Genomic DNA, 20,339 nt, shown 5'->3' with positions numbered 1-20,339 from the left:
GCATTATCCAGTAGTGACCGCGTAGCGTACCCATGTATTGGAATAGTTTCACATATTTTAAAAATACTGTTAGGAATTGTGTCGAAAAATATTTTTTTGACACCCCACTAACGGATCAAACCGTTGGTAAATCAACATTTATAGAGGGAGGTGATATGAAGTGTAGGAAAAAATAGTTATTCCAGTCATTGTTACGGTTGCAACTGAAATAATAAAGGGAGTTACCAAAAATGATTAATAAAATGGATTTAAAATGCCTTGGTTTAGTCGTGTTGGACCCTTAGAACATTTTAATTTTTAATGATGGGTAGAAAAAAGCACCTTCCTTATAGTTAAGTGAAGGTACTTCTTTTCTAATAGGTTTTGTAAAGCAACATTTTAAATGTAAGCTAATGCTTAATTGTTAAATTCCGAAATATCCATTTCTTTTATGATTTCTGCTATCCGATTTTTTCCCCATTCATACATCATTTCAACGATAGGAAGTAAAGTCATCCCCAATTCAGTCATGGAATATTCCACTTTCGGTGGAACTTCTGGATAAACCTCGCGATGAACTATTCCATCTTCCATCAGTTCTCTTAATTGATTCGTTAATATTTTATGAGATACTTTTGGAAAAAGCCTTTGGAGATCACTGAATCGATGTGGTCCTTCTACCCCCCCAAATGCCATAAAATAACAATTTTTCATTTACCACTTATAATTGATAAGGTAAGTTCTTTTTCACAATTATAATCACCATTTATGATCTTTTCTTTAACTTCATTTCTAAATGTATCTGGCATAAATTCTTACCTCCTTATTTGTATCAATTGTAACCCGTCGGTAACCACCTTACAAAAAAGTGCATTCTTCACAGTGAGAAAACAAAAAACAGTAGAATGAAATGGTCGTCTTACCGGCAAATCTTTTTCATTAATGAGGAGGAACTACAAATGAGTAAAAAAGCACTTTTAATTATACCACCAGAACGTTTCAATGAAGACGAATTATTTCAACCAAAAGCGGAATTGGAAAGCAACGGAATTGATGTGACAATTGCAAGTACAAAAACAGGTGAAATCATAGGGGATTATGAAAGTAAAGCAACTGCTGAGGTCATTTTCTCAGACGTTTTTGCTTCTGACTATGATGTTGTATCTGTTATTGGTAGATCTGGTACGAACGATCATCTATGGGAAAATAAAGAATTACAAGACTACTTGAAACAAGCGTACACTAATAAAGTTCTTGTAACAGGAATTTGTGCAGGTGCGGTTACTGTAGCTAAAACGGGTTTACTTACTGGAAGAGAAGCAACTTCTATCCAGTAGATATACAAAAAGACCAATTAAAAGCGAATAAAGTAACATATGTTGAAAAAAATGTTGTTGCTCATGATGATATTATCACTGGTGATGGTCCAGATGGAGCTAAAGAATTTGGAGAAGCTTTAGTAAAAGCATTGGTGCTGTCCTATGGAATTTGCTGGTGTTACAGTTGGAGGTTGCTGCCAACAAGAAGTCAGAGCTTGTACCTTGTTCAGACAGAGTAAGGAAAGAAAATGAGAACCGTGTGGATTCAAGCACCAATGAATCCATACCAGTTAATTTTTACCTGCAGGGTTTGGTGAACCTAGGGATTGGTCTTTTGAAAGATGGGGAGCTTGTTAAGCCCATTAGCTTTGTATGAAGTCGTGGGCAGGTGAAAATACAGAGTAATGAAATATGATAAAAGGTCAGAGGGGTTATCGTCTCTTTTTTCGTGCGCAATTTTACAGTAAAGGAGGTGAGCGCATGTCACCGATTAATTTTTTTAAAGCGGGAGTTATGTTTGGATTAACTATTTATGGATTAGCTAAAAAAGGGTTTAATATAGAAGGAAGAGAATCATTATTAGATTCAAGTTCTAGAGAGATTAATAATGCTATTCATTCCATAAATCGATTTATTAGGTCAAAAATTGCCTCAACCAATGATAGGATATTAAATAAAACATTTGGAAAAGCTCTAAAAGAGCTGGATTAATTGAGGATTTTGAACCAGAGGTTAATTTCGGGTTAGGATTAAAACGAAGAACAGATTTAGTATGTGAAACAGAGTCAGGTGAAATTAGAATGGAGTTCATGTGAAGCGGTCGCGAAGATTGTTCTTACCTAAATATGAGAGCCTTATCCTTTGGTGGATATGGCTAATTTTGGTAGTTATAATTTCACTAATTGATATGCTATTTCGATTCTTAAGTGATAAACAGGAACAGTCCACATGTCTCTATGGTCCAGATACTTTTCTATATAATAAGTGTAGCATAATGAATATTTTAAATTTATATGAACGTTTCCATGGTGAGATTGTTATATTAATATTCTGATGTTAATATTTAAATGTTCATACTTACTTAGATTTACTTCACGAAAATAGGTTTCAAAGTAGCTAGATCAAGGAGGAATCTCAATATGGAAAAAGTATTTGCAAGCCCATCACATTATGTACAAGGTAAAGGTGTTCTCAAAACTGGTTTATCTTACATTGCAAAATTAGGTAAAAAACCTCTGTTGCTTTGTGATGAACTTGTATGGAATATCGTAGGGCAGGAATTGAATTCAGATTTAGAGAAGTCTGGTTTTGCTGTTACGTATGTTCCTTTTAACGGGGAAGCGTCTGTGCAAGAAATTAGTCGAGTGTCTGAAATTGGTAGGGACAATGAGTGTGATGTTGTACTCGGGCTCGGTGGAGGTAAGACGATTGATGCTGCTAAAGCAATTAGTGATAAGCTGGGTATTCCTGTTGGTGTCTTACCGACTATAGCTTCAACAGATGCACCTACTTCTGCATTATCTGTTATTTATACAGAAGAAGGGGTATTCGAGCAATATTTATTTTACACAAAAAATCCAGATCTAGTGCTAGTAGATACAAATGTGATAAGTAAAGCACCAATTAGACTCCTGGCATCAGGGATTGCTGATGCTCTTGCTACATGGGTAGAGGGAAGAGCAGTTATACAGAAGAATGGTATGACAATGGCTGGCGGGAAACCATCACTTGCTGCGATAGCAATTGCCGAAAAATGTGAAAAGACATTATTTGAATACGGTCTGCAAGCGATAGAAGCTAATAGAGCAAAAGTTGTGACAGAAGCTTTGGAGGCTGTAGTTGAAGCAAATACTTTATTAAGTGGTATTGGATTCGAGAGCTGTGGGTTAGCTGCAGCCCATGCGATTCACAACGGCTTTACAGCTCTTCATGGACCCATTCATGAACTAACGCATGGTGAGAAGGTTGCCTATGGCACTTTAACTCAACTATTTTTAGAAAATAGACCGAAGGAAGAGCTTGATAAATATATTGATTTCTATCAAGCATTAAATTTACCAACGACTTTGGCAGATTTAAAGCTGGAAAACGTTACGTACGAGGAACTTCTTCTAGTAGGTAGGCAGGCTACGGTGGAGGGTGAAACCATTCATCAAATGCCATTTACAATAACAGCGGAGGATGTAACAAATGCATTATTTGCTGTTGATGCATACGTAACTTCAAGGAAATAATTTAGGATTCCAGATCAACACATATAATTACGGGTCTGGCTCCATAAGAACAACACTACAAATTTATTGTAGTGTTGTTTATTTTATATACTATGTTTATGGGTGCCTGGCCCTAGTGCTGTAAAGGTGACCATAACTGAGGAGCAGCCATTTCTTATAGCTTTTTTGTAAAAATGCTTCTGGAAAGTAAGTAAAAGGTAACAATACTATTTTATAAATCAGTGGGTTTTGGGGAGTAACTTATACAGCATTAATTACAAAAGTGAGGGTTTTATATGATCGTTATAGGAATTGATTTATCAGGACCAAGAAATCATAAGGATACAGTTCTCACTATTTTTAAACAAAATTGAATCCCTTGGAGCCAAAACGAAATATATAAATGAGTTACCTCAAACATCTTTTAAACAATTCTTCTATAGAATTAGCTTAATTTATATACTCGCACCGAGCCGCCATCTACCCGAAGGTTTACATCATTAATAAAGGAAGCCTGTTCAGAAGCAAGAAGAAGGTATTAAGTGGGTTCAATTATTTAGTGCAAAAGGAAAACAAGATTTTTATAAGAAATGAGGTTTTGAAGCCCGAGAATCTGAAGCCCTCGTATGTCCTTATTTTTATATTTTATTAAGGCACAGATTGTGTCGCCGCATATGAGGTTTTATCAATGTGTATCAAGTCCTTTACTAAATTTAAGCCTAACTAAAAAAGTTAAGAGTAAACAGTTAAAAGCTTACATAATTGAAGCCGATAAGAGATTTAAAAGGGTATATTTTTTACACGATGCTGGGAGGGACATAAACTCCACTGCCAACTTAAAAACTTTATGAAAGAAAGACAAACTACTCATTATTAAGGGGGATGAAAATGGAGCATATTGTAATTACTGCTGAATTAAAACCAAAAGAAGGCCTGCAGGGGCAACTATTATCAGAACTCAAAAAGGTACAAGCGGCATCAAGGGAAGAGGCAGGTTGTATAAAGTATGACTTGCACCAATCTGAAGACCATACTTTCGTTTTATATGAAGTGTGGAAGGATGAGGAAGCGCTGGAATACCATATTCAGTCGGCTCATTATCAGGAATACAGGAACAATATTGTAGACCTTATATCAAATAGAGAAGTGTATAAGCTGAAAATAATGGAATAAGTTCAAAGATGGAGTGGCGGAACCGTCGAAAAAACCTGTTATTTACAGGTTTTTTAGTGGACTTTTTTTAGATGGAAGCTTTTCGCCGTACCTCCTTCGAAACAAATCATTTGATTTGGAAGGACCAGATGGCTAATATATTAATATCGGGAATTACCGATTTGGCATGATGCTTTCAGATCATCTATCCAGCTTCCATTGGGATAGTGATAATCGATATAGAAAGAGGCAAATGACATTGAAGCAGGAATTGGAACGCTTAAATGATGAACAAGCAGTTGAAATTTTTAAGGCATTGTCGAACCAGACGAGGGTGAGCATTCTTCAAATGTTAAAAGATCCCGACAGTCATTTTTCACCGCAAGCCCATATTATTGCTGATGAAGGATTTGAAGGCGGGGTTTGCGTAGGGGATATCCGAAGCAAGGCGGGGATTTCGCAATCCACTACTTCACAGTATTTATCGATTCTGCTGCAAAGCGGACTTGTTGAAATAAAGCGAATCGGACAATGGACGTATTATCGCCGTAATGAGGAGACGATTAAAAAGTTCGAAAAATACATTGGTACAAAAATTTAAGGAGAATTGAAGTGAGTTTATTACAGCATCGAGCATATAACAGGTTGTACCAAAAGGATAAAATGACACTTGGTTTCGCGATTCCGACGGCAAGGATGTCCAAATATCCGATTATGGAAAATCAGCTGTCGCTTGCCCGCAAAATTGAATACCATGGTTTCGCGGCATTGTGGCTTCGGGACGTTACGATTCAGAATTTAAATATTGATGATAATGGTCAAATGTATGATGTATGGATTTATTTGACTTATCTTGCGGCCCATACCAAGGATATTGCACTTGGGACGGCTAGTGTGGTCCTCCCTCTGCGCCATCCTGTCAGAGTTGCAAAGGAAGCATCATCTATTGACCGGTTGTTTCCCGAACGGCTGATCATGGGAGTGGCTTCAGGAGACCGGGATAAAGATTTCAAAGCTTTGGGAGTATCCAAGCTCGAAAGTGGAGGGCTGTTTAAGAAAAATTATGCATTCCTTGAACGGCTGTTAAAGGAGGACAGTCCGACAATCAATAGCGATTTAGGCGTCATCGATGGAACGGATATGAGAATGATCCCCAAGCCTTTTTCTTCGATTCCGACCATGGTGACAGGATTCAGCAATCAATCGATTGAATGGATCGCCCAGAATGGGGACGGCTGGATCCATTACCCTAGGATTATCCCACAACAAACTCAATTGATTAACGAGTATCGCGAGTTGTCGGAAATTCACGCCCCAGGAGTGTTTAAACCTTTCACTCAGACTTTGTTTATCGATTTATCGGAAAATCCCGATGCGTCTCCTGTTCCGATTCCGTTAGGATTTCGTGTAGGGCGCAAACAGTTATTAGAAATTCTATATCAATTTCAATCCATTGGTGTCAATCACCTGGCATTTGTATTGTATTTTTCAAAGCGCCCTCCCGAGGAAGTCATACAGGAGCTTGGAGAGTTTGTACGGCCTTACTTTCCAACTCATGAAATTCCAGTATGAGATTAGTTTTAAAAAAATTAGATAAGGGAAGAAGATGAACTTATGTCTAAACATGCAATTAAACTAAACGAAATTCCATTCTCGGTGCTGGATCTTTCACCGATAACAGCCGGAAGTACTCCAGCCGACTCTTTCCGCCATACATTGGAACTCGCACAGCTTGCTGAAAAACTTGGTTACAACCGTTTTTGGCTCGCTGAACATCATAATATGCCGTTTATCGCCAGTTCCGCCACTTCTGTGGTGATGTCCCATGTGGCAGCCGGTACATCACAAATCCGGATTGGTTCAGGAGGAATCATGCTGCCGAATCACGCTCCGCTCGTCATCGCAGAGCAGTTTGGCACTCTTGAATCCTTATATCCTGGGCGAATTGACCTTGGTCTGGGGCGGGCACCCGGTACAGATCAGGGGACTGCTCGTGCATTGAGACGCGACTTGGGAAGTACCGGAGATGACTTTCCTGAGCAACTAGCAGAACTCCGCGGTTACTTTGATCCATCCCTGGCACAGGGGAACCCTATAAAAGCAATTCCAGGTGAAGGTTTGAATATTCCAATCTGGCTGCTGGGTTCAAGCGGCTTCAGTGCGCAGCTGGCCGGAGAACTGGGTTTGCCATTCGCGTTTGCCGCCCATTTCTCGCCACTTAACACGATGGGTGCTCTGCAGATCTATCGCAAGGCGTTTAAGCCTTCGAATGTTCTCGATAAGCCGTATGCGATGGTGGCATTGAATATCATTGCAGCAGAAACGGATAAAGAGGCAAAACTCATTTTCACAACCCTGCAGCAGCAATTTTTGAATCTGATGAGCGGCAACCTTACACAGCTTCAACCACCGGTAGATGACATATCCGAAGTGGCAAGCAGCTACCAATTAAAGGCACTCGAGCAGCAATTAGGCACATCGATTGTTGGCAGCCAGCAGACGATAAAGGACAAGCTGCATACATTTTTGAACGAGAGCCAGGCTGATGAAATCATGGCCATTGCCCAAGTTTACGACCACAAAGCTCGCCTGCATTCATACGAGCTTCTGGCAGAAATTATAAAAAGCGAAAGGTAAAAAGGAGGACATCAGCAAGGAAACCTTCTTGATGATTTTTCTAAGGCATTGAAAATGGATGAAACCGTGAGCTCAGGTTATGAGGTTGTTTACAGGATTCCTTAATTAAAAAGATAATAATTGTTAGAATAGGAGACAATGATATGAACTGCAAAATTAACCGAAATGCTGCTAAAGTGCTTAAACAAATGTTGGAAAGTGAAGAGGCTGAAGGGAAAATGGTTCGTGTCTACGTTACATTGGACCATGGGGACCATGCCCATTATGATGTAAAACTTGATACTCCCACGGACCATGATGAAATTGTGAAAACAGACAAAGGCATTGATGTTTTACTTGATAAAAGGGAACCGTTTTTAGATTGGGTTTGGATCAAGTATTTCTATGTGCCGCAAGCAGGATTTGACATCACGAATTCTTCCAAAATACATCACCATCATTAACACGTGACAGAGCGATACTAATAGTTTTTATATTCCCATTTATCTAGCAGTAACATATACTATATTACTGTGTATTTATAGAGTAGAAACAACACCATATCTAACAAAAATAGTATTAATAGCCTTGATCAGTGATTTTTACATGATTACTGCTCAAGGCATTTTTACTTTTATATTTATAGTATTATTTTTTACACTATATATTCTGAATGAAAATATATGCAAATAAAGTGCATACTTTCAAGGATGAAATATACATAATATACTGTTTTGCAAAGCAATTTACAGCCGGTCCTTTTTATTCAACTAAAAGGGTAGGTTATTGAAGAAGAAAGAGAAAAGACATTCCTTTGGAATGTCTTTTCTAACAGATATTTTCTTTAGAAGCAATGTCCCTCACTACATCTTCTAAAGTAACATTTCTTAAAATCCTCTCCATTGCCAATTGTGCTGTTGTGAATAATGGTTCAATTGTATTCTGGATGTTCCTACCTACGGGACAATCAGGATGTGGACTTTCATGTATGCTAAACAATTCTTTCTCTTTTACAACATTTACTGCCTTATAAACGTCGAACAGTGTGATACAAGATAATTCCTTTGCGAGTTTAGCACCTGCAATTCCTGGGTGTACCTCTATCAAACCAGCTTTTTTAAGCATTCCCATTAGTTTTCTTATAACGGCTGGGTTCGTGTTAACACTTGTAGCTAAAAATTCAGAAGATGTTACTCCTTCCTTATTTAATTCAATTAGAGCCAATATATGAATTCCGACTGCAAATCTGCTGCTGATGGACATGTAATTCACCACCCCTATCAACTAATCCTAATATAATTTTTTTCTTCACCATGTAATTAATTTGATTACAAGTTTATTATACCAAAATACGAACAAAATAATATAGATTGTTTTACATGTTGACAGATTGGTTACATGTAATTAAAATAAATACATGTAACCAATATTGTTACAGATAAAACTCGACTGGAGGGAATATTAATGAAAATTTTAGTTACAGGAGCAACAGGGAAATTAGGTTCTAAGGTTGTAGAATCATTATTGAAATCAGTACCTGCAAGTGATCTGGTGATAAGTGTCCGAAATCCAGAGAAGGCAGAAGGACTTCGTACTCGTGGAGTGGAAGTTCGTCAAGGAAATTTTGACCGTCCAGAAACATTAGATAATGCTTTTGAAGGGATTGATCGATTATTAATTATTTCGGCCGATGGTGACAATGAAACAAGAATCCAACAACATGCTAATGCTGTCCAAGCAGCTGACCGTGCAGGGATAAAATTTATTGCTTACACAAGTTTAGCCAATGCAACAGAAAGCAAAAATTTAATGGCTCCACCTCATGTTGCGACAGAAGCAGCCATCATTAAGACGGGTATCCCATATTCTTTCTTGCGTAACAATTGGTATTTGGAAAACGAAATCGGAAGCATTCAAGGTGCTATTGCAGGAGCTCCATGGGTAACTTCTGCTGGAAAAGGTAAAGTAGGCTGGGCACTGCAACAAGATTACGCAGATGCAGCGGCAGCAGTTCTTCTTGGAAAAGGTCACGAAAATACGGTATATGAACTTTCTGGTCCTCTTTTAAATCAAGAGGAATTGGCATCTGCTCTTGGAAATGTATTGGGTAAAGAAATACCTGTCCAACAAGTTAGTGACGAAAAATATGCAGAGATCATGAAAGGCTTAGGTTTACCTGATTTTGTTCTTCCGATTGTAGTAGGAATTCAAGAAAGCATTAGGAACGGTTCATTAGAAGTTAAAAGCAATGATTTTGAGAAAGTTCTTGGTCGTCCAGTTACTCCGATTAACGAAGCACTGAGCCAACTTGTTAATGCAATTTCATAAATAAAATAAAATGAACTAAAAGAAACAACTAGATAAAGTTAAAATTACAATTATTTCTACTTGAGGGGTTTATATTAAAGGGGAAACCCCTTTTACCGATCATTATGGTTTGGGTGATCCTTCTTATCGTGAAATTTCTTCTAATACGCCTATATATAGGCTAGGTCATTTTTGTATGAATGGGGTAAAAACTATATGGAGAAGCCAAGAGTCGGCATTAAGAAAAAATATTACAACGAGTCTTGAACCGAGGGATACTCTTATCACGAGTTGATTAAACTATTATTTAAATCATAACTCCAAGGCGATTTTGAAAGATCCTCGTATATTAACAGGGATTTTTCTGTTTTAAATCCCCTAAAGGAAAATCACATCACTCTCAATAGTGTATAAAAGTATACTAAGTATTTTTTTGTTCACTATATAACTTAAAAGTGCGTACTTTTAATTGTCTGTTGTAGATATTATACTAACATTCATACCGCAGCCAATTCTTCTTTAAGCGGCGATTGTTCAGATGAAAAGACACATATACTAATGAGATATTTTAAAAGGGGGAATGAAGAATTCTCCTTTGTATTTTGTAAATAAGATCGAATTTAAGATAAATCTAATTTTTTATTTTTACTGTAATAATATAAAATACAGTTTTTAAGTGAAAGTTATAGATCCTTATTCGGAAAATGTTTTGAGGAATGGAGGAATGAATAGTGGATTCTATGACCTTTGTTTTGTTTGGAGCAACGGGCGATTTAGCCAAAAGAAAAATCTAATTGATCACAACTACGAAGTAGCCGCCTTCCATTTAAATGTCAATGCTGTAGAAGAAATCAGCAGATCATGAGACCTTAACCTCGAAATTGGCCGATGCTCTTCGGAACGAATTTGTTGGCCATTTTTACTTCTGTTTTGTCATTGAAAGGAGGTGAATGAGTATGAGTAAAAAAATCGCTACAATTATAACAAACCTATTTGAAGATGTGGAGTACACTGAACCGGCACAAGCCTTTAAAGAAGCTGGTCATGAAGTTATCACGATTGACAAACAATCAGGTAACCAAGTAACTGGTAAAAAAGGCACAACCGTAAAAATTGATAAATCCATTGATGAAGTTCATCCTGCAGACTTTGATGCATTGCTTATCCCTGGTGGATTCTCTCCGGATTTATTGCGTGAAGACGATCGTTTTGGTGAATTTGCAAAAGCATTTATCCAAGATGGAAAACCTGTTTTCGCCATTTGTCATGGACCACAAGTGTTAATCGATACAGACCTTTTAAAAGGTGTCGACATCACTGGCTATAAATCCATTCGCAACGATTTGAAAAATGCTGGTGCAAATTATAAAGACGAAGAAGTTGTCATCAGCAAAAATATTGTAACAAGTCGAGAACCAAAAGATATTCCAGCATTTAATCGTGAATCACTAAAACTTTTAGCTAAATGATAATGCTGTTGTAAAAACGTAACTATTTCTAACTTGCGGATTCTTTTATCAGAATCCGCAAGTTGGTTAAACAAATATATGAATAAAGGGGGCTATGACTTTGTCATTAAAAGGAAAAAGAGTGGTTGTTTTAGGAGGTACTTCTGGTATTGGTTTAGCTGCTGCTAAGGCGTTTCTCGATGTATCCGCTCAAGTCATTATTGCTAGCCGTTCTGCTTCAAAATTATCTGACGCAAAAGTGAAGCTCGGCGGTAACGTAGAGGGCTATGAAATCGACTTTCGCAGCGAGGAAAAGGCTGCAGACTTTTTCAAGAAGGTTGGGAAATTTGATCACCTGGTGGTTACGGCAGGTGAAGGCGCAATGGGTCACTTTAGCGAACTGCCTGTTGCAGCCGTAAGAGAGGCTTTTGATAGCAAGTTCTGGGGGCAGTATATTTCGGTTCGTGCTGCTCTTCCATACTTAAATAATGAAAGTTCTATTACATTAACTTCTGGTGTTTATGGTGTGCGACCTCCTCAAGGTGCAACGACTCTAGCTTCCATTAATTCAGCAATCGATGGATTAGTACGAGGACTTTCAGTAGACCTGGCACCTATCAGAGTAAACGTGGTATCACCTGGTATCGTTGACACTCCTCTTTACGGCGGAATGCCAGAAGATCAAAGACAAGATATGTACCAAGGGATTGCTAAGCAATTACCTGTCGGACGTGTTGCTCAGCCTAAAGATATAGCTGAAACCTATGTTTACCTAGCGAAAAATGGGTTTACAACTGGCACATCGGTTCTTATCGATGGAGGAGCTCATCTGATTTAATCCATTGATGTCAAAGTCGATTGATAAATTGATTTAGAATAGAAGTGATGAGGATGCCCTATAAGTGTCAGACACTTATAGGGCATCCTCACTTCTTTGTTTTTTTGCACAGATGGAAGCAGAAATGGCCATAAATGCAACAAAGAAGGATTTTGTTGGTTTTTGGGAAATTCTAAATATATGCGTACATTATACGAAGAGACGTTAACATTCTACTTCTATGTTACCAAAATACATAAAAGAAAGGGTCGAGCCTAATGGATGAAAAGAAAAGAGAGGAAATTAAAAATGCATTAGCCAAACACGTGGTAACCCTGCCTGACGGCACTTCTTTACCTAGTTTAGGACAAGGAACATGGTACATGGGGGAAAATCCCCAAGTGAGAGACAAAGAAATAAAAGCCTTGCAGCTCGGCTTAGAATTGGGTATGAAACTTATTGACACTGCTGAAATGTACGGAAATGGCGACTCTGAACGCTTAGTTGGCGAAGCTATTAAAGGACGCAGAAATGAAGTCTTTTTAGTCTCAAAAGTGTATCCCCATCATGCAGGTTTAGATATGATTTCAAAAGCATGTGAAAACAGTTTAAAACGACTCGGAACAGATCATTTGGACATATATCTTCTCCACTGGAGAGGACGTGTTCCTTTAGAGGAAACAATTGAAGGAATGGAAAAACTACGTGAAGAAGGGAAAATTTTAAGATGGGGCGTCTCTAATTTTGACACCATTGATATGGAAGAACTATGGAACACTGTGAATGGAAAAAATTGTGTGACGAACCAAGTGCTATACCATTTAGGTTCAAGAGGAATCGACTTCGATCTCTTACCATGGCAGCGTGAACATAACATGCCAATCATGGCCTACAGTCCCCTTGCTCAAGGAGGCTCTTTAAGAAGACAGCTTTTAAACGATCCAGCTATTCATGATATTGCAGACAAATATAATGTCCAACCATTACAAATCGCTCTTGCTTGGACCATCCGTTCGAATAACGTCATCGCTATTCCAAAAGCGGTTCAACTTGAACATGTTTTAGCAAATGCTGAAGCAGCAACCATTGAGTTTACTGAAGAAGATCTCAGTAGAATTGATCAAGTATTTCCTAAACCTACTAGGAAAATGCCATTGGATATTATTTGACACTTGTTGGAGTTGCTGACAATCTAATAGGAATTTCAAAAAAACTGTGTAGAATTTATTCCATACAGTTTTTTTATCGGAGCAATTTAATATCCTTATCGAATTATTCTCGCATCAAAACCCTATTTAGTTAGTTTTTGTTTAATGTTAATCGTCAAAAAGAAGCAGACCCCACTGGATCTGCTTCTTTTTATGATGGATTTGTTGACCATAATCCAGCTGTTTTAACGAATACTCTTGGATTAAATTTTAAACTAGCCACGACTAATTCTGCAAGGTCTTCTGGGTGCATCACGTTTTCTTCATTGCCTTTAACAAGATTTGTATCAATGGCTAAATCTGTAACGACCGTACTTGGAGTTAAAGCAGTAACACGGACATTATGTTTTCTTACTTCTAGCATAAGTGACTCTGTTAGCCCTAAAACAGCGAATTTAGAAGCACTGTAAGCACTTGTAACAGGAGCACCTTTTTGGCCAGCAGATGAAGAAATATTGATGATATCTCCTGATTTTCTTTCGATCATTCCTGGTAATATTGCTCTTGTTACATTATACACACCCATTAAATTGACTTGGATGATTTTTTCCCATTCTTCTGGTGTTAGATCTAGGAACCCACCAAATTTAGCAACACCAGCATTGTTTATTAGGATATCAATTGTGCCTAAGTCTGATTTGATATGTTCAACAGCATGGGTAACGGATTCAAGATCGGTCACATCTGCTGTTGCTGCAGAAACCTTTATATCAAATTGTGCTAGTTCAGCAGCTACCTTTTCTAGATTAGACATATTTAAGCCGATTAGGCCTAAATGAACGCCTTCTTTTGCTAAGGCGATAGCAGTAGCACGTCCAATGCCTCTTCCTGCGCCAGTAACTATTGCAGTTTTTCCATTTAAAGAAATCATTTTTTCACTCCTAAATTTTTACAATTTAAAGTAATTCGTTCTAACAGAAAAACCACAATCTTGCATGGAAACAGCTTGCGGTCTTTCCTATTTAGAACTCGAGGAATAATATAATTATTCTAAGTTTGCGTGTCTACCGTACATCTTATTGGTATCCAAACCTTTTTTCTCCATGAACCGAAGTATCACAGCGTCGTAAAATAGTAAAAGTGTTTGCTCAAATAATGAGCCCATTGGTTGAATCGTCTTAAAATCACTCTCAGTCTGATCTTTAGGTGAGCCAGGCAACTTAATTGTGATATCCGCCAATTGTCCAATAGTGGACTCAGGGAAAATGGTTACAGCTGCAATCGTCCCACCGATGCTTTTTGCTTTCTCAACCATGGAAACTAAACCTTTCGTTTCTCCTGAACCTGATCCAATGATTAAGATGTCATCTTTTTCAAAGTTAGGGGTTACGGTTTCGCCAATCACATAAGCATCTATCCCCATGTGCACCATTCGCATGGCGAATGATTTGGCCATAAATCCAGATCTACCTGCGCCTGCAACAAAGATTTTTTTTGATTCAAGAATCCCATTAACTAATTTTTCAGCTTCATCCTTCGAAATTAAATCTACGGAGCGATTTAACTCTTTTATGATTTCAGCTAGATATTGAGTTGTATTCATGATCTGAATTACCCTTGATTAATCATTTGTTGCATTTTGGCAGCAGCAGCTTTTTTATCAGCTTGTCCAGTAATCCCGCCACCTACAATGACAAGGTCTGGCTGTACTTTGATGACTTCTGGAAGTGTGTCTAACTTAATACCACCTGCGATAGCAGTTTTAGCATTTTTTACAACACCTTTGATGGTTTGTAAATCTTCAAAAGAGTTCTTTCCAACTGCTTGAAGATCATAGCCAGTATGAACACAAATATAATCAACGCCCATAGCGTCCACTTCTTTTGCACGTCCAGCAAGGTCTTTTACAGCAATCATATCAACAAGGATTTTTTTACCTTGTTTTTTCGCTTCTTCAACAGCACCCTTGATTGACATATCTTCAGCAGTTCCAAGAATTGTGACGATATCAGCACCTGCTTCAGAAGCTTTCATTACTTCATAACCAGCTGCATCCATGATTTTTAGGTCTGCTAATACCTTTAAGTTAGGGAATGCTTTTTTAACTGCTTTTACAGCATGAAGACCTTCATTGATTACAACCGGTGTACCGATTTCAACGATATCAATGTGCTCCTCCACTTCTTTAACTAACTCAATTGCTTCTGGGATATTTACTAAATCTAATGCTAATTGTAATTCCATCTATATTCACTCCTATAATTTTTTTATTGTTGTACAGTGATAGTGTCTCCAAAGTGTAATAATACTTTTACAGTAATATAATCCTTATAGTGCTTTATCTGTACCTGCGAGCAATAAGGAATTATCATGTCCTCTCACTGAACAATTGCAAGTATACAACGTATGACTCAACGTTAAAAGTACGCACTTTTATTTTACATAGTGCTAAAAAGTATACTATAAGACAAACCGCTTATATAGTCTTACTATTAACTTTAAAAGAAACAATGCACCATTCCTCATGGCTAATTTTCTGTATAAGTTGCTTGATAATTGCCCAAATTTTCATTGTTGATGTTAATTAATAAAAATCTCTTATTAATAAAGACATTTCTAGCTGGGAGATTGAATGAATAAATTTTTTTGATTATATTCTTTTTAACAGTAGGAGTGGCTTTAGATAGCTCGTTTATTACGCCAAAAGCTTCAACACATAAAGAATACTGTTCTCAACAAATTTATATCACTTTTATTTTTGTGGCCAGGGAGAGGATGCTCACCCTGGCTTTTTGATTTATTTAACACAAAAATGGATGAGTTTATTTCCTACAGTATACATTTTGTTATTATGTTATTTTTTTATCACTATTTAAATAAAAAGTGCGTACTTCCATTTAAAAAATGTAGGTATTATACTTACATCTTGTTGCAACATTGGATTCACGAAATACTGTGGTTTTTGATCAGTCATCTGATCTTCCGCATTAAGTTTACATTGAAAGGGTGAATAGTATGTTCGGGTTACATGCAAAGCATCACAAAGTTTGTTCAAGATGTCTAACCTTCACATCGAATAATGGTTATTGTCCAAAATGTGGTCATTCGCATTTTAGGGACATCATTATTACGGTCCAAGCAGGTTCAAATAAAAATATGGCTAAGCCAGGGATTGGCTATCAAGAGTTATAGTAGTTTTTTTAGAAAGGCATAAGTGGAATTTTTAATTTTGGAGGTATGTAAAATGGAGGCAATGACATTTGTCTTATTTGGGGCGACAGGGGACTTAGCAAAAAGAAAAATCTTCCCGGCTCTATATAATTTATTTTTGGATCAAAAACTACCTCTGCCCATCTCAATTATTGGGGTGGGCAGAGGAGAATTATCAGATACTGATTTCCAAAACCATGTGGAAGATTCCTTAAAAACATTTTCTAGACGATCACTAAATGACGATTCAAACCTTGAAGTGTTTATCCGTGCCTTTCGGTATAGCCATGTAGATGCTATCAAGGCTGAAGGATATAAAGGATTACTTGAACTCGTTAAACAACGTGAAGAAGAATTGAATATTCCAGAAAATCGTATGTTCTACCTATCTGTTGCTCCAGAGTTTTTTAATATGATTGCTTTCAACATTAACGAGAGTGGTCTAGGTTCTACTAAAGGTTGGAAACGTCTAATTATCGAAAAACCGTTTGGACATGACTTAAAATCGGCTCAAGAATTAAACGATAAACTAAGTAAGGCTTTTGATGAAGAAGAAATTTTTCGTATCGACCACTATCTTGGAAAGCCGATGGTACAAAACCTGGAAGCGTTAGGATTTGCAAATCCAGTGCTTCAAGCATTATGGAACAATCAATACATTGCAAATGTGCAAATTACTGCAAGCGAAACAGTTGGGGTTGAAGAGAGAGCTGGTTATTATGATCAAGCTGGGGCTATTCGCGACATGTTTCAAAATCATATGCTGCAAATGTTGATGATGACAGCAATGCAGCTGCCAAAACAAATTAGTGCAGAAGAGATCCGCAATGAAAAGAGAAAAGTAATAGAATCACTTCGTCCATTAAAGAAAGAGGATGTGGTGAATCATGTAATTCGAGGTCAATATGGTCCTGGTGAAATCCAAGGTAAACCAGTTGTTGGGTATACAGGAGAACCTGAAGTTGCTCCTTCTTCTTTAAATAACACATTTGTGGCTGTCCGTCTATGTGTGGACGATGATTTTTGGAGAGGGGTTCCTTTCTATATCCGCACAGGAAAAAGAATGACAGAGAAATCCACCCGAATTGTGATTGAATTCAAAAATACGTTAAAGGATTTGTATAGGAATCAAGAAGAAGAAACTGCGCCAAATCTATTAGTGATTGAAATCAATCCAAACGAAAGTGTTTCATTACAATTAAATAGTAAAAACCCATTAAACAATGGAAAAATCGAACCAGTCAATGTTGATTTTTCTGCTAAGCAAGCAGATGTTCCTGAAGCGTATGAGCTTTTAATTTACGATGCAATGCGTGGTGACTCAACATTCTTTGCACATTGGAAAGAAGTGGAGTTGTCTTGGAAATGGGTACAGCCTATCTTAGAGGCTTTTGAGGAAAATACAATTCCCCTTCATTTATATCCATCCGGTTCTATGGGACCAAATGCTTCCCATCAATTATTGGCAGAGGAAGGATATAAATGGTGGTAGTAATAAAAGGTGAAGAATATTTTTAGATTTTTAGATTATTAAGGAGGAAATGAACATGAAAGTTGGATTAATTGGTTTAGGAAAAATGGGATTAAACTTAGGTCAAAATTTAATTGATAACAAGCACGAAGTAGTAGCTTTCGATGTAAATGGTAGTGCCGTTGAAGAAATGAAGAAATACGGTGCTCAAGGTACATCTGATTTAAAAGAACTTGTTGAATCATTAGAAAAACCAAGAGTTGTATGGATTATGGTTCCGCATGCTGTGGTAGATTCAGTAATTGATGAACTGACACCATTATTAGACGCTGGAGATATCGTAATTGAAGCTGGAAATTCTCACTATAAGGAATCCATTCGCCGGTATAACCAACTAAAGGAAGTAGGAATTCACTTTATGGATGCCGGTACTTCTGGTGGAATGGAAGGTGCTCGTAATGGAGCATGTTATATGATTGGTGGAGACCCTGAAGCCTGGAGCATCGTGGAACCTATTTTCAAGGATACAGCTGTCAAAAACGGATTTATCTATGCTGGTAAAGCAGGGAGCGGTCATTTCTTAAAAATGGTTCACAATGGAATTGAATACGGTATGATGGCAGCGATTGGTGAAGGATTCGAGGTATTAGAAAAAAGCAAGTTCGATTTTGACTACGAAAAAGTGGCTAGAGTGTGGAATAACGGCTCAGTTATTCGTTCATGGCTCATGGAGTTGACTGAACGTGCATTTTCAAAAGATGCAAAGCTAGATGAAATTAAAGGGATTATGCACTCTTCTGGTGAAGGGAAATGGACAGTTGAAACAGCTTTAGATTTACAAGCAGCCACTCCTGTTATCGCAATGTCCCTATTGATGCGTTACCGTTCATTAGACAGCGATACTTTTACAGGTAAAGTGGTAGCTGCATTAAGAAACGAATTTGGTGGACATGTTGTTGAAAAAAACTAGCAGAATTACATCTGTCACATTTAATAGAAAAAAGAGTCATTAAAAATAGTTGAGAGATCTCACTAGTTTCCGAAATAACCATTAAAATGATAGAAAATTTATTTGGAGTATGTTTTTTAGAAAAGTTAAATAGGGAATCTCAAACGGTATGAATTCCCTATTTAACTTCTGCTTTTATTTGTGTAATGCATCTTCCTATCAAGAAAATATGTTTAACTTTTCCAATCATATAAGATTTCCTATAAACATGAGTAAGAAAACGATAATATATTTATCTTGCCAGGAACATATAACAAATAAAATTAATGTAAATGGTTATTCTAATCTGTAATAGCTAGGAGGGATGATAAAATGGAACAAATTAATCACCATACTAAAATTAATGCATCAGAAAATGCTGTCATTTGGTCACAATATGTTAACGATAGTATGTCACGATGTATTCTTCGCTATATGTTACATGATGTAAAGGATGAAGATATTCGAGATTTACTTGAATTTGCCTTAGAATTATCAGAAACTCATTTAGAAAAAACGAAGCAATTCTTATCCTTAGAAAATCTTCCAATTCCAATAGGCTTTACTGACGAAGATGTCACAGTAGACGCTCCTAGTTTATTTACTGATACATTTAAAATTGTTTATTTACATATTATGACAATTCACGGTTTGACGAGATATGCTGGTGCCACTAGTGTTTGTATACGAGAGGATGTCAGAAAATACTTTATTGAATGTACTTCGCAAACATTGGAACTATATGATAGGGTAACTAGTGTTTCCTTAAATAAGGGAATTATTAACAAACCTCCTACTTTAAACAATCAACAAAAGATTGATTTTGTTAGGAAGCAAAATTATTTAACTGGTTGGTTCGGGAAACGTAGACCTATTAACGCAATTGAAATCAGTGGTGTGCATCTTAATATGCAGAAAACAATGGTGAAAATGGTATTGGAGTTAGGGTTCAGTCAAGTTTGTCAATCTAAAGAGGTACGAGATTATATGGAACGTGCTCGTAAGCTTTGTATTAAACACTTTGATATTCTAAGTTCAATGTTAAGAGAGGAGAATCTTCATGTTCCAAAGTTATTTGAAACAGAAGTAACAGATTCAACAGTTCCACCCTTTTCAGATAAACTTATGCTATTTCATATAGCGACACTGCTTTCTGCAGCAATTGCTTATTATAGTGAGGCATTATCAATGGGACAAAGAAGAGACTTAACGGCAAATTACGCACGAATGAATACCGAAATTGCCTTAATTGCTGAAGAAGGTATAAATCTATTAATAGAAAAGGGATGGATGGAACAACCTCCGTCTGCCACTGATCACGAAAGTTTGGCAAAGAATTAGATCAATGATAAGTATGCTTTATGAAAAACGGAAGAATTGGCTAAAGAATTAGGCATTCCACTTACTAGCTATAGTGAAATAGAAAGTATACCTAACATGATACCGGGAGTAGTTGAAAATGGGTTATTTGTTGGCATGACTGACTTAGTTATCACTCTGGATATAGAAAAAAATGTTGTCATGTTAAGAAAGTAATTTCCTTTAGGGGCTGTCCAAAAAGTCATTGAAAAGTGACTTTTGAGGACAGCCCCTCATTTTTTATATTTATTGGGTCAACTAAAACTAGGTTGTTGATTTCCGCTGCAGGTACTCGCTTTCCGCGGGCGGTCC

The 20,339-nt window shown here is 37.2% G+C and carries 20 protein-coding genes and 2 pseudogenes; 17 read left to right on the top strand and 5 right to left on the bottom strand.

Going from position 1 to position 20,339, the window contains the following annotated elements; translation table 11 throughout:
* Nucleotides 1-396: 396 nt before the first annotated feature.
* Nucleotides 397-788, bottom strand: a pseudogene (locus E1I69_RS21040) (winged helix-turn-helix transcriptional regulator).
* A 150-nt stretch (nt 789-938) separates the two neighbouring features.
* On the opposite strand from E1I69_RS21040, the pseudogene E1I69_RS21035 reads away from it, so the two are divergent.
* From E1I69_RS21035 to E1I69_RS20990, 9 genes and pseudogenes are all read left to right on the top strand, one after another.
* A pseudogene (locus E1I69_RS21035) lies at nt 939-1,450 on the top strand (DJ-1/PfpI family protein); the annotation flags it as partial.
* Nucleotides 1,451-1,473: 23 nt separating this feature from the next.
* Nucleotides 1,474-1,674 (top strand): hypothetical protein, encoded by a 201-nt coding sequence (locus tag E1I69_RS24625; RefSeq protein WP_162604328.1) that lies wholly within the window; start codon nt 1,474-1,476, stop codon nt 1,672-1,674.
* A 104-nt stretch (nt 1,675-1,778) separates the two neighbouring features.
* Entirely contained in the window at nt 1,779-2,009 is a 231-nt protein-coding gene (locus E1I69_RS21030) for a hypothetical protein (protein ID WP_136381506.1), read from the top strand.
* Between the two features lie 428 nt (nt 2,010-2,437).
* On the top strand, nt 2,438-3,532 hold the full coding sequence (locus tag E1I69_RS21025) for a glycerol dehydrogenase (protein WP_136381505.1): 1,095 nt from the start codon (nt 2,438-2,440) through the stop codon (nt 3,530-3,532).
* 867 nt (nt 3,533-4,399) lie between these two features.
* Complete coding sequence (locus tag E1I69_RS21010) at nt 4,400-4,684, top strand: putative quinol monooxygenase (protein WP_136381504.1); 285 nt, start codon at nt 4,400-4,402, stop codon at nt 4,682-4,684.
* A 328-nt stretch (nt 4,685-5,012) separates the two neighbouring features.
* On the top strand, nt 5,013-5,264 hold the full coding sequence (locus E1I69_RS21005) for an ArsR/SmtB family transcription factor (protein WP_431731898.1): 252 nt from the start codon (nt 5,013-5,015) through the stop codon (nt 5,262-5,264).
* An 11-nt stretch (nt 5,265-5,275) separates the two neighbouring features.
* On the top strand, nt 5,276-6,235 hold the full coding sequence (locus E1I69_RS21000) for a TIGR03571 family LLM class oxidoreductase (RefSeq protein ID WP_136381503.1): 960 nt from the start codon (nt 5,276-5,278) through the stop codon (nt 6,233-6,235).
* Nucleotides 6,236-6,277: 42 nt separating this feature from the next.
* Complete coding sequence (locus E1I69_RS20995; RefSeq protein WP_136381502.1) at nt 6,278-7,300, top strand: LLM class flavin-dependent oxidoreductase; 1,023 nt, start codon at nt 6,278-6,280, stop codon at nt 7,298-7,300.
* A gap of 143 nt (nt 7,301-7,443) precedes the next feature.
* Nucleotides 7,444-7,743: an iron-sulfur cluster assembly accessory protein gene (locus tag E1I69_RS20990; protein ID WP_136381501.1), complete on the top strand. Its 300-nt coding sequence runs from the start codon at nt 7,444-7,446 to the stop codon at nt 7,741-7,743.
* Nucleotides 7,744-8,107: 364 nt separating this feature from the next.
* On the opposite strand, the gene E1I69_RS20985 is transcribed toward E1I69_RS20990, so the two are convergent.
* Entirely contained in the window at nt 8,108-8,542 is a 435-nt protein-coding gene (locus tag E1I69_RS20985; RefSeq protein WP_136381500.1) for an Rrf2 family transcriptional regulator, read from the bottom strand.
* Nucleotides 8,543-8,743: 201 nt separating this feature from the next.
* Here E1I69_RS20985 and E1I69_RS20980 point away from each other — a divergent pair, with 201 nt between their 5' ends.
* The 4 genes from E1I69_RS20980 (at nt 8,744) to E1I69_RS20965 (ending at nt 13,020) form a co-directional block, all read left to right on the top strand.
* Nucleotides 8,744-9,607: an SDR family oxidoreductase gene (locus E1I69_RS20980; protein WP_136381499.1), complete on the top strand. Its 864-nt coding sequence runs from the start codon at nt 8,744-8,746 to the stop codon at nt 9,605-9,607.
* Nucleotides 9,608-10,542: 935 nt separating this feature from the next.
* Nucleotides 10,543-11,055 carry a type 1 glutamine amidotransferase domain-containing protein gene (locus E1I69_RS20975; RefSeq protein WP_136381498.1) on the top strand — a complete coding sequence of 171 codons (513 nt, stop codon included), beginning with the start codon at nt 10,543-10,545 and terminating at the stop codon, nt 11,053-11,055.
* A 94-nt stretch (nt 11,056-11,149) separates the two neighbouring features.
* The gene (locus tag E1I69_RS20970; protein ID WP_242634665.1) at nt 11,150-11,872 is read left to right on the top strand and encodes an SDR family oxidoreductase; all 723 of its coding nucleotides are present in this window, start codon (nt 11,150-11,152) and stop codon (nt 11,870-11,872) included.
* A gap of 257 nt (nt 11,873-12,129) precedes the next feature.
* A complete protein-coding gene (locus E1I69_RS20965; RefSeq protein WP_136381497.1) occupies nt 12,130-13,020 on the top strand; it encodes an aldo/keto reductase in 891 nt (296 codons plus the stop codon).
* A gap of 190 nt (nt 13,021-13,210) precedes the next feature.
* Here the strand turns inward: E1I69_RS20965 and E1I69_RS20960 are convergent, their stop codons facing one another.
* The 3 genes from E1I69_RS20960 to hxlA form a co-directional block, all read right to left on the bottom strand.
* On the bottom strand, nt 13,211-13,930 hold the full coding sequence (locus E1I69_RS20960) for a 3-ketoacyl-ACP reductase (RefSeq protein WP_136381496.1): 720 nt from the start codon (nt 13,928-13,930) through the stop codon (nt 13,211-13,213).
* Nucleotides 13,931-14,044: 114 nt separating this feature from the next.
* Entirely contained in the window at nt 14,045-14,602 is a 558-nt protein-coding gene (gene hxlB, locus E1I69_RS20955; RefSeq protein ID WP_136381495.1) for a 6-phospho-3-hexuloisomerase, read from the bottom strand.
* Nucleotides 14,603-14,610: 8 nt separating this feature from the next.
* Nucleotides 14,611-15,243: a 3-hexulose-6-phosphate synthase gene (gene hxlA, locus E1I69_RS20950; protein WP_133370872.1), complete on the bottom strand. Its 633-nt coding sequence runs from the start codon at nt 15,241-15,243 to the stop codon at nt 14,611-14,613.
* 771 nt (nt 15,244-16,014) lie between these two features.
* On the opposite strand from hxlA, the gene E1I69_RS24520 reads away from it, so the two are divergent.
* The 4 genes from E1I69_RS24520 (at nt 16,015) to E1I69_RS20935 (ending at nt 20,009) form a co-directional block, all read left to right on the top strand.
* Nucleotides 16,015-16,191, top strand: a complete 177-nt coding sequence (locus E1I69_RS24520) for a hypothetical protein (RefSeq protein ID WP_154670430.1) — start codon at nt 16,015-16,017, stop codon at nt 16,189-16,191.
* A gap of 52 nt (nt 16,192-16,243) precedes the next feature.
* A complete protein-coding gene (gene zwf / locus E1I69_RS20945; protein WP_136381494.1) occupies nt 16,244-17,701 on the top strand; it encodes a glucose-6-phosphate dehydrogenase in 1,458 nt (485 codons plus the stop codon).
* Nucleotides 17,702-17,756: 55 nt separating this feature from the next.
* A complete protein-coding gene (gene gnd, locus E1I69_RS20940; protein WP_136381493.1) occupies nt 17,757-18,650 on the top strand; it encodes a phosphogluconate dehydrogenase (NAD(+)-dependent, decarboxylating) in 894 nt (297 codons plus the stop codon).
* Nucleotides 18,651-19,001: 351 nt separating this feature from the next.
* On the top strand, nt 19,002-20,009 hold the full coding sequence (locus E1I69_RS20935; protein WP_136381492.1) for a DUF3231 family protein: 1,008 nt from the start codon (nt 19,002-19,004) through the stop codon (nt 20,007-20,009).
* The last annotated feature ends 330 nt before the right edge of the window (nt 20,010-20,339 follow it).

Source organism: Bacillus timonensis (genome assembly GCF_004799755.1).
In the GTDB taxonomy this organism is placed as follows: domain Bacteria; phylum Bacillota; class Bacilli; order Bacillales; family Bacillaceae_L; genus Ferdinandcohnia; species Ferdinandcohnia timonensis_A.
The sequence above is the reverse complement of the archived record's forward strand: the minus strand, read 5'-3'. Positions and strand labels throughout refer to the sequence as shown.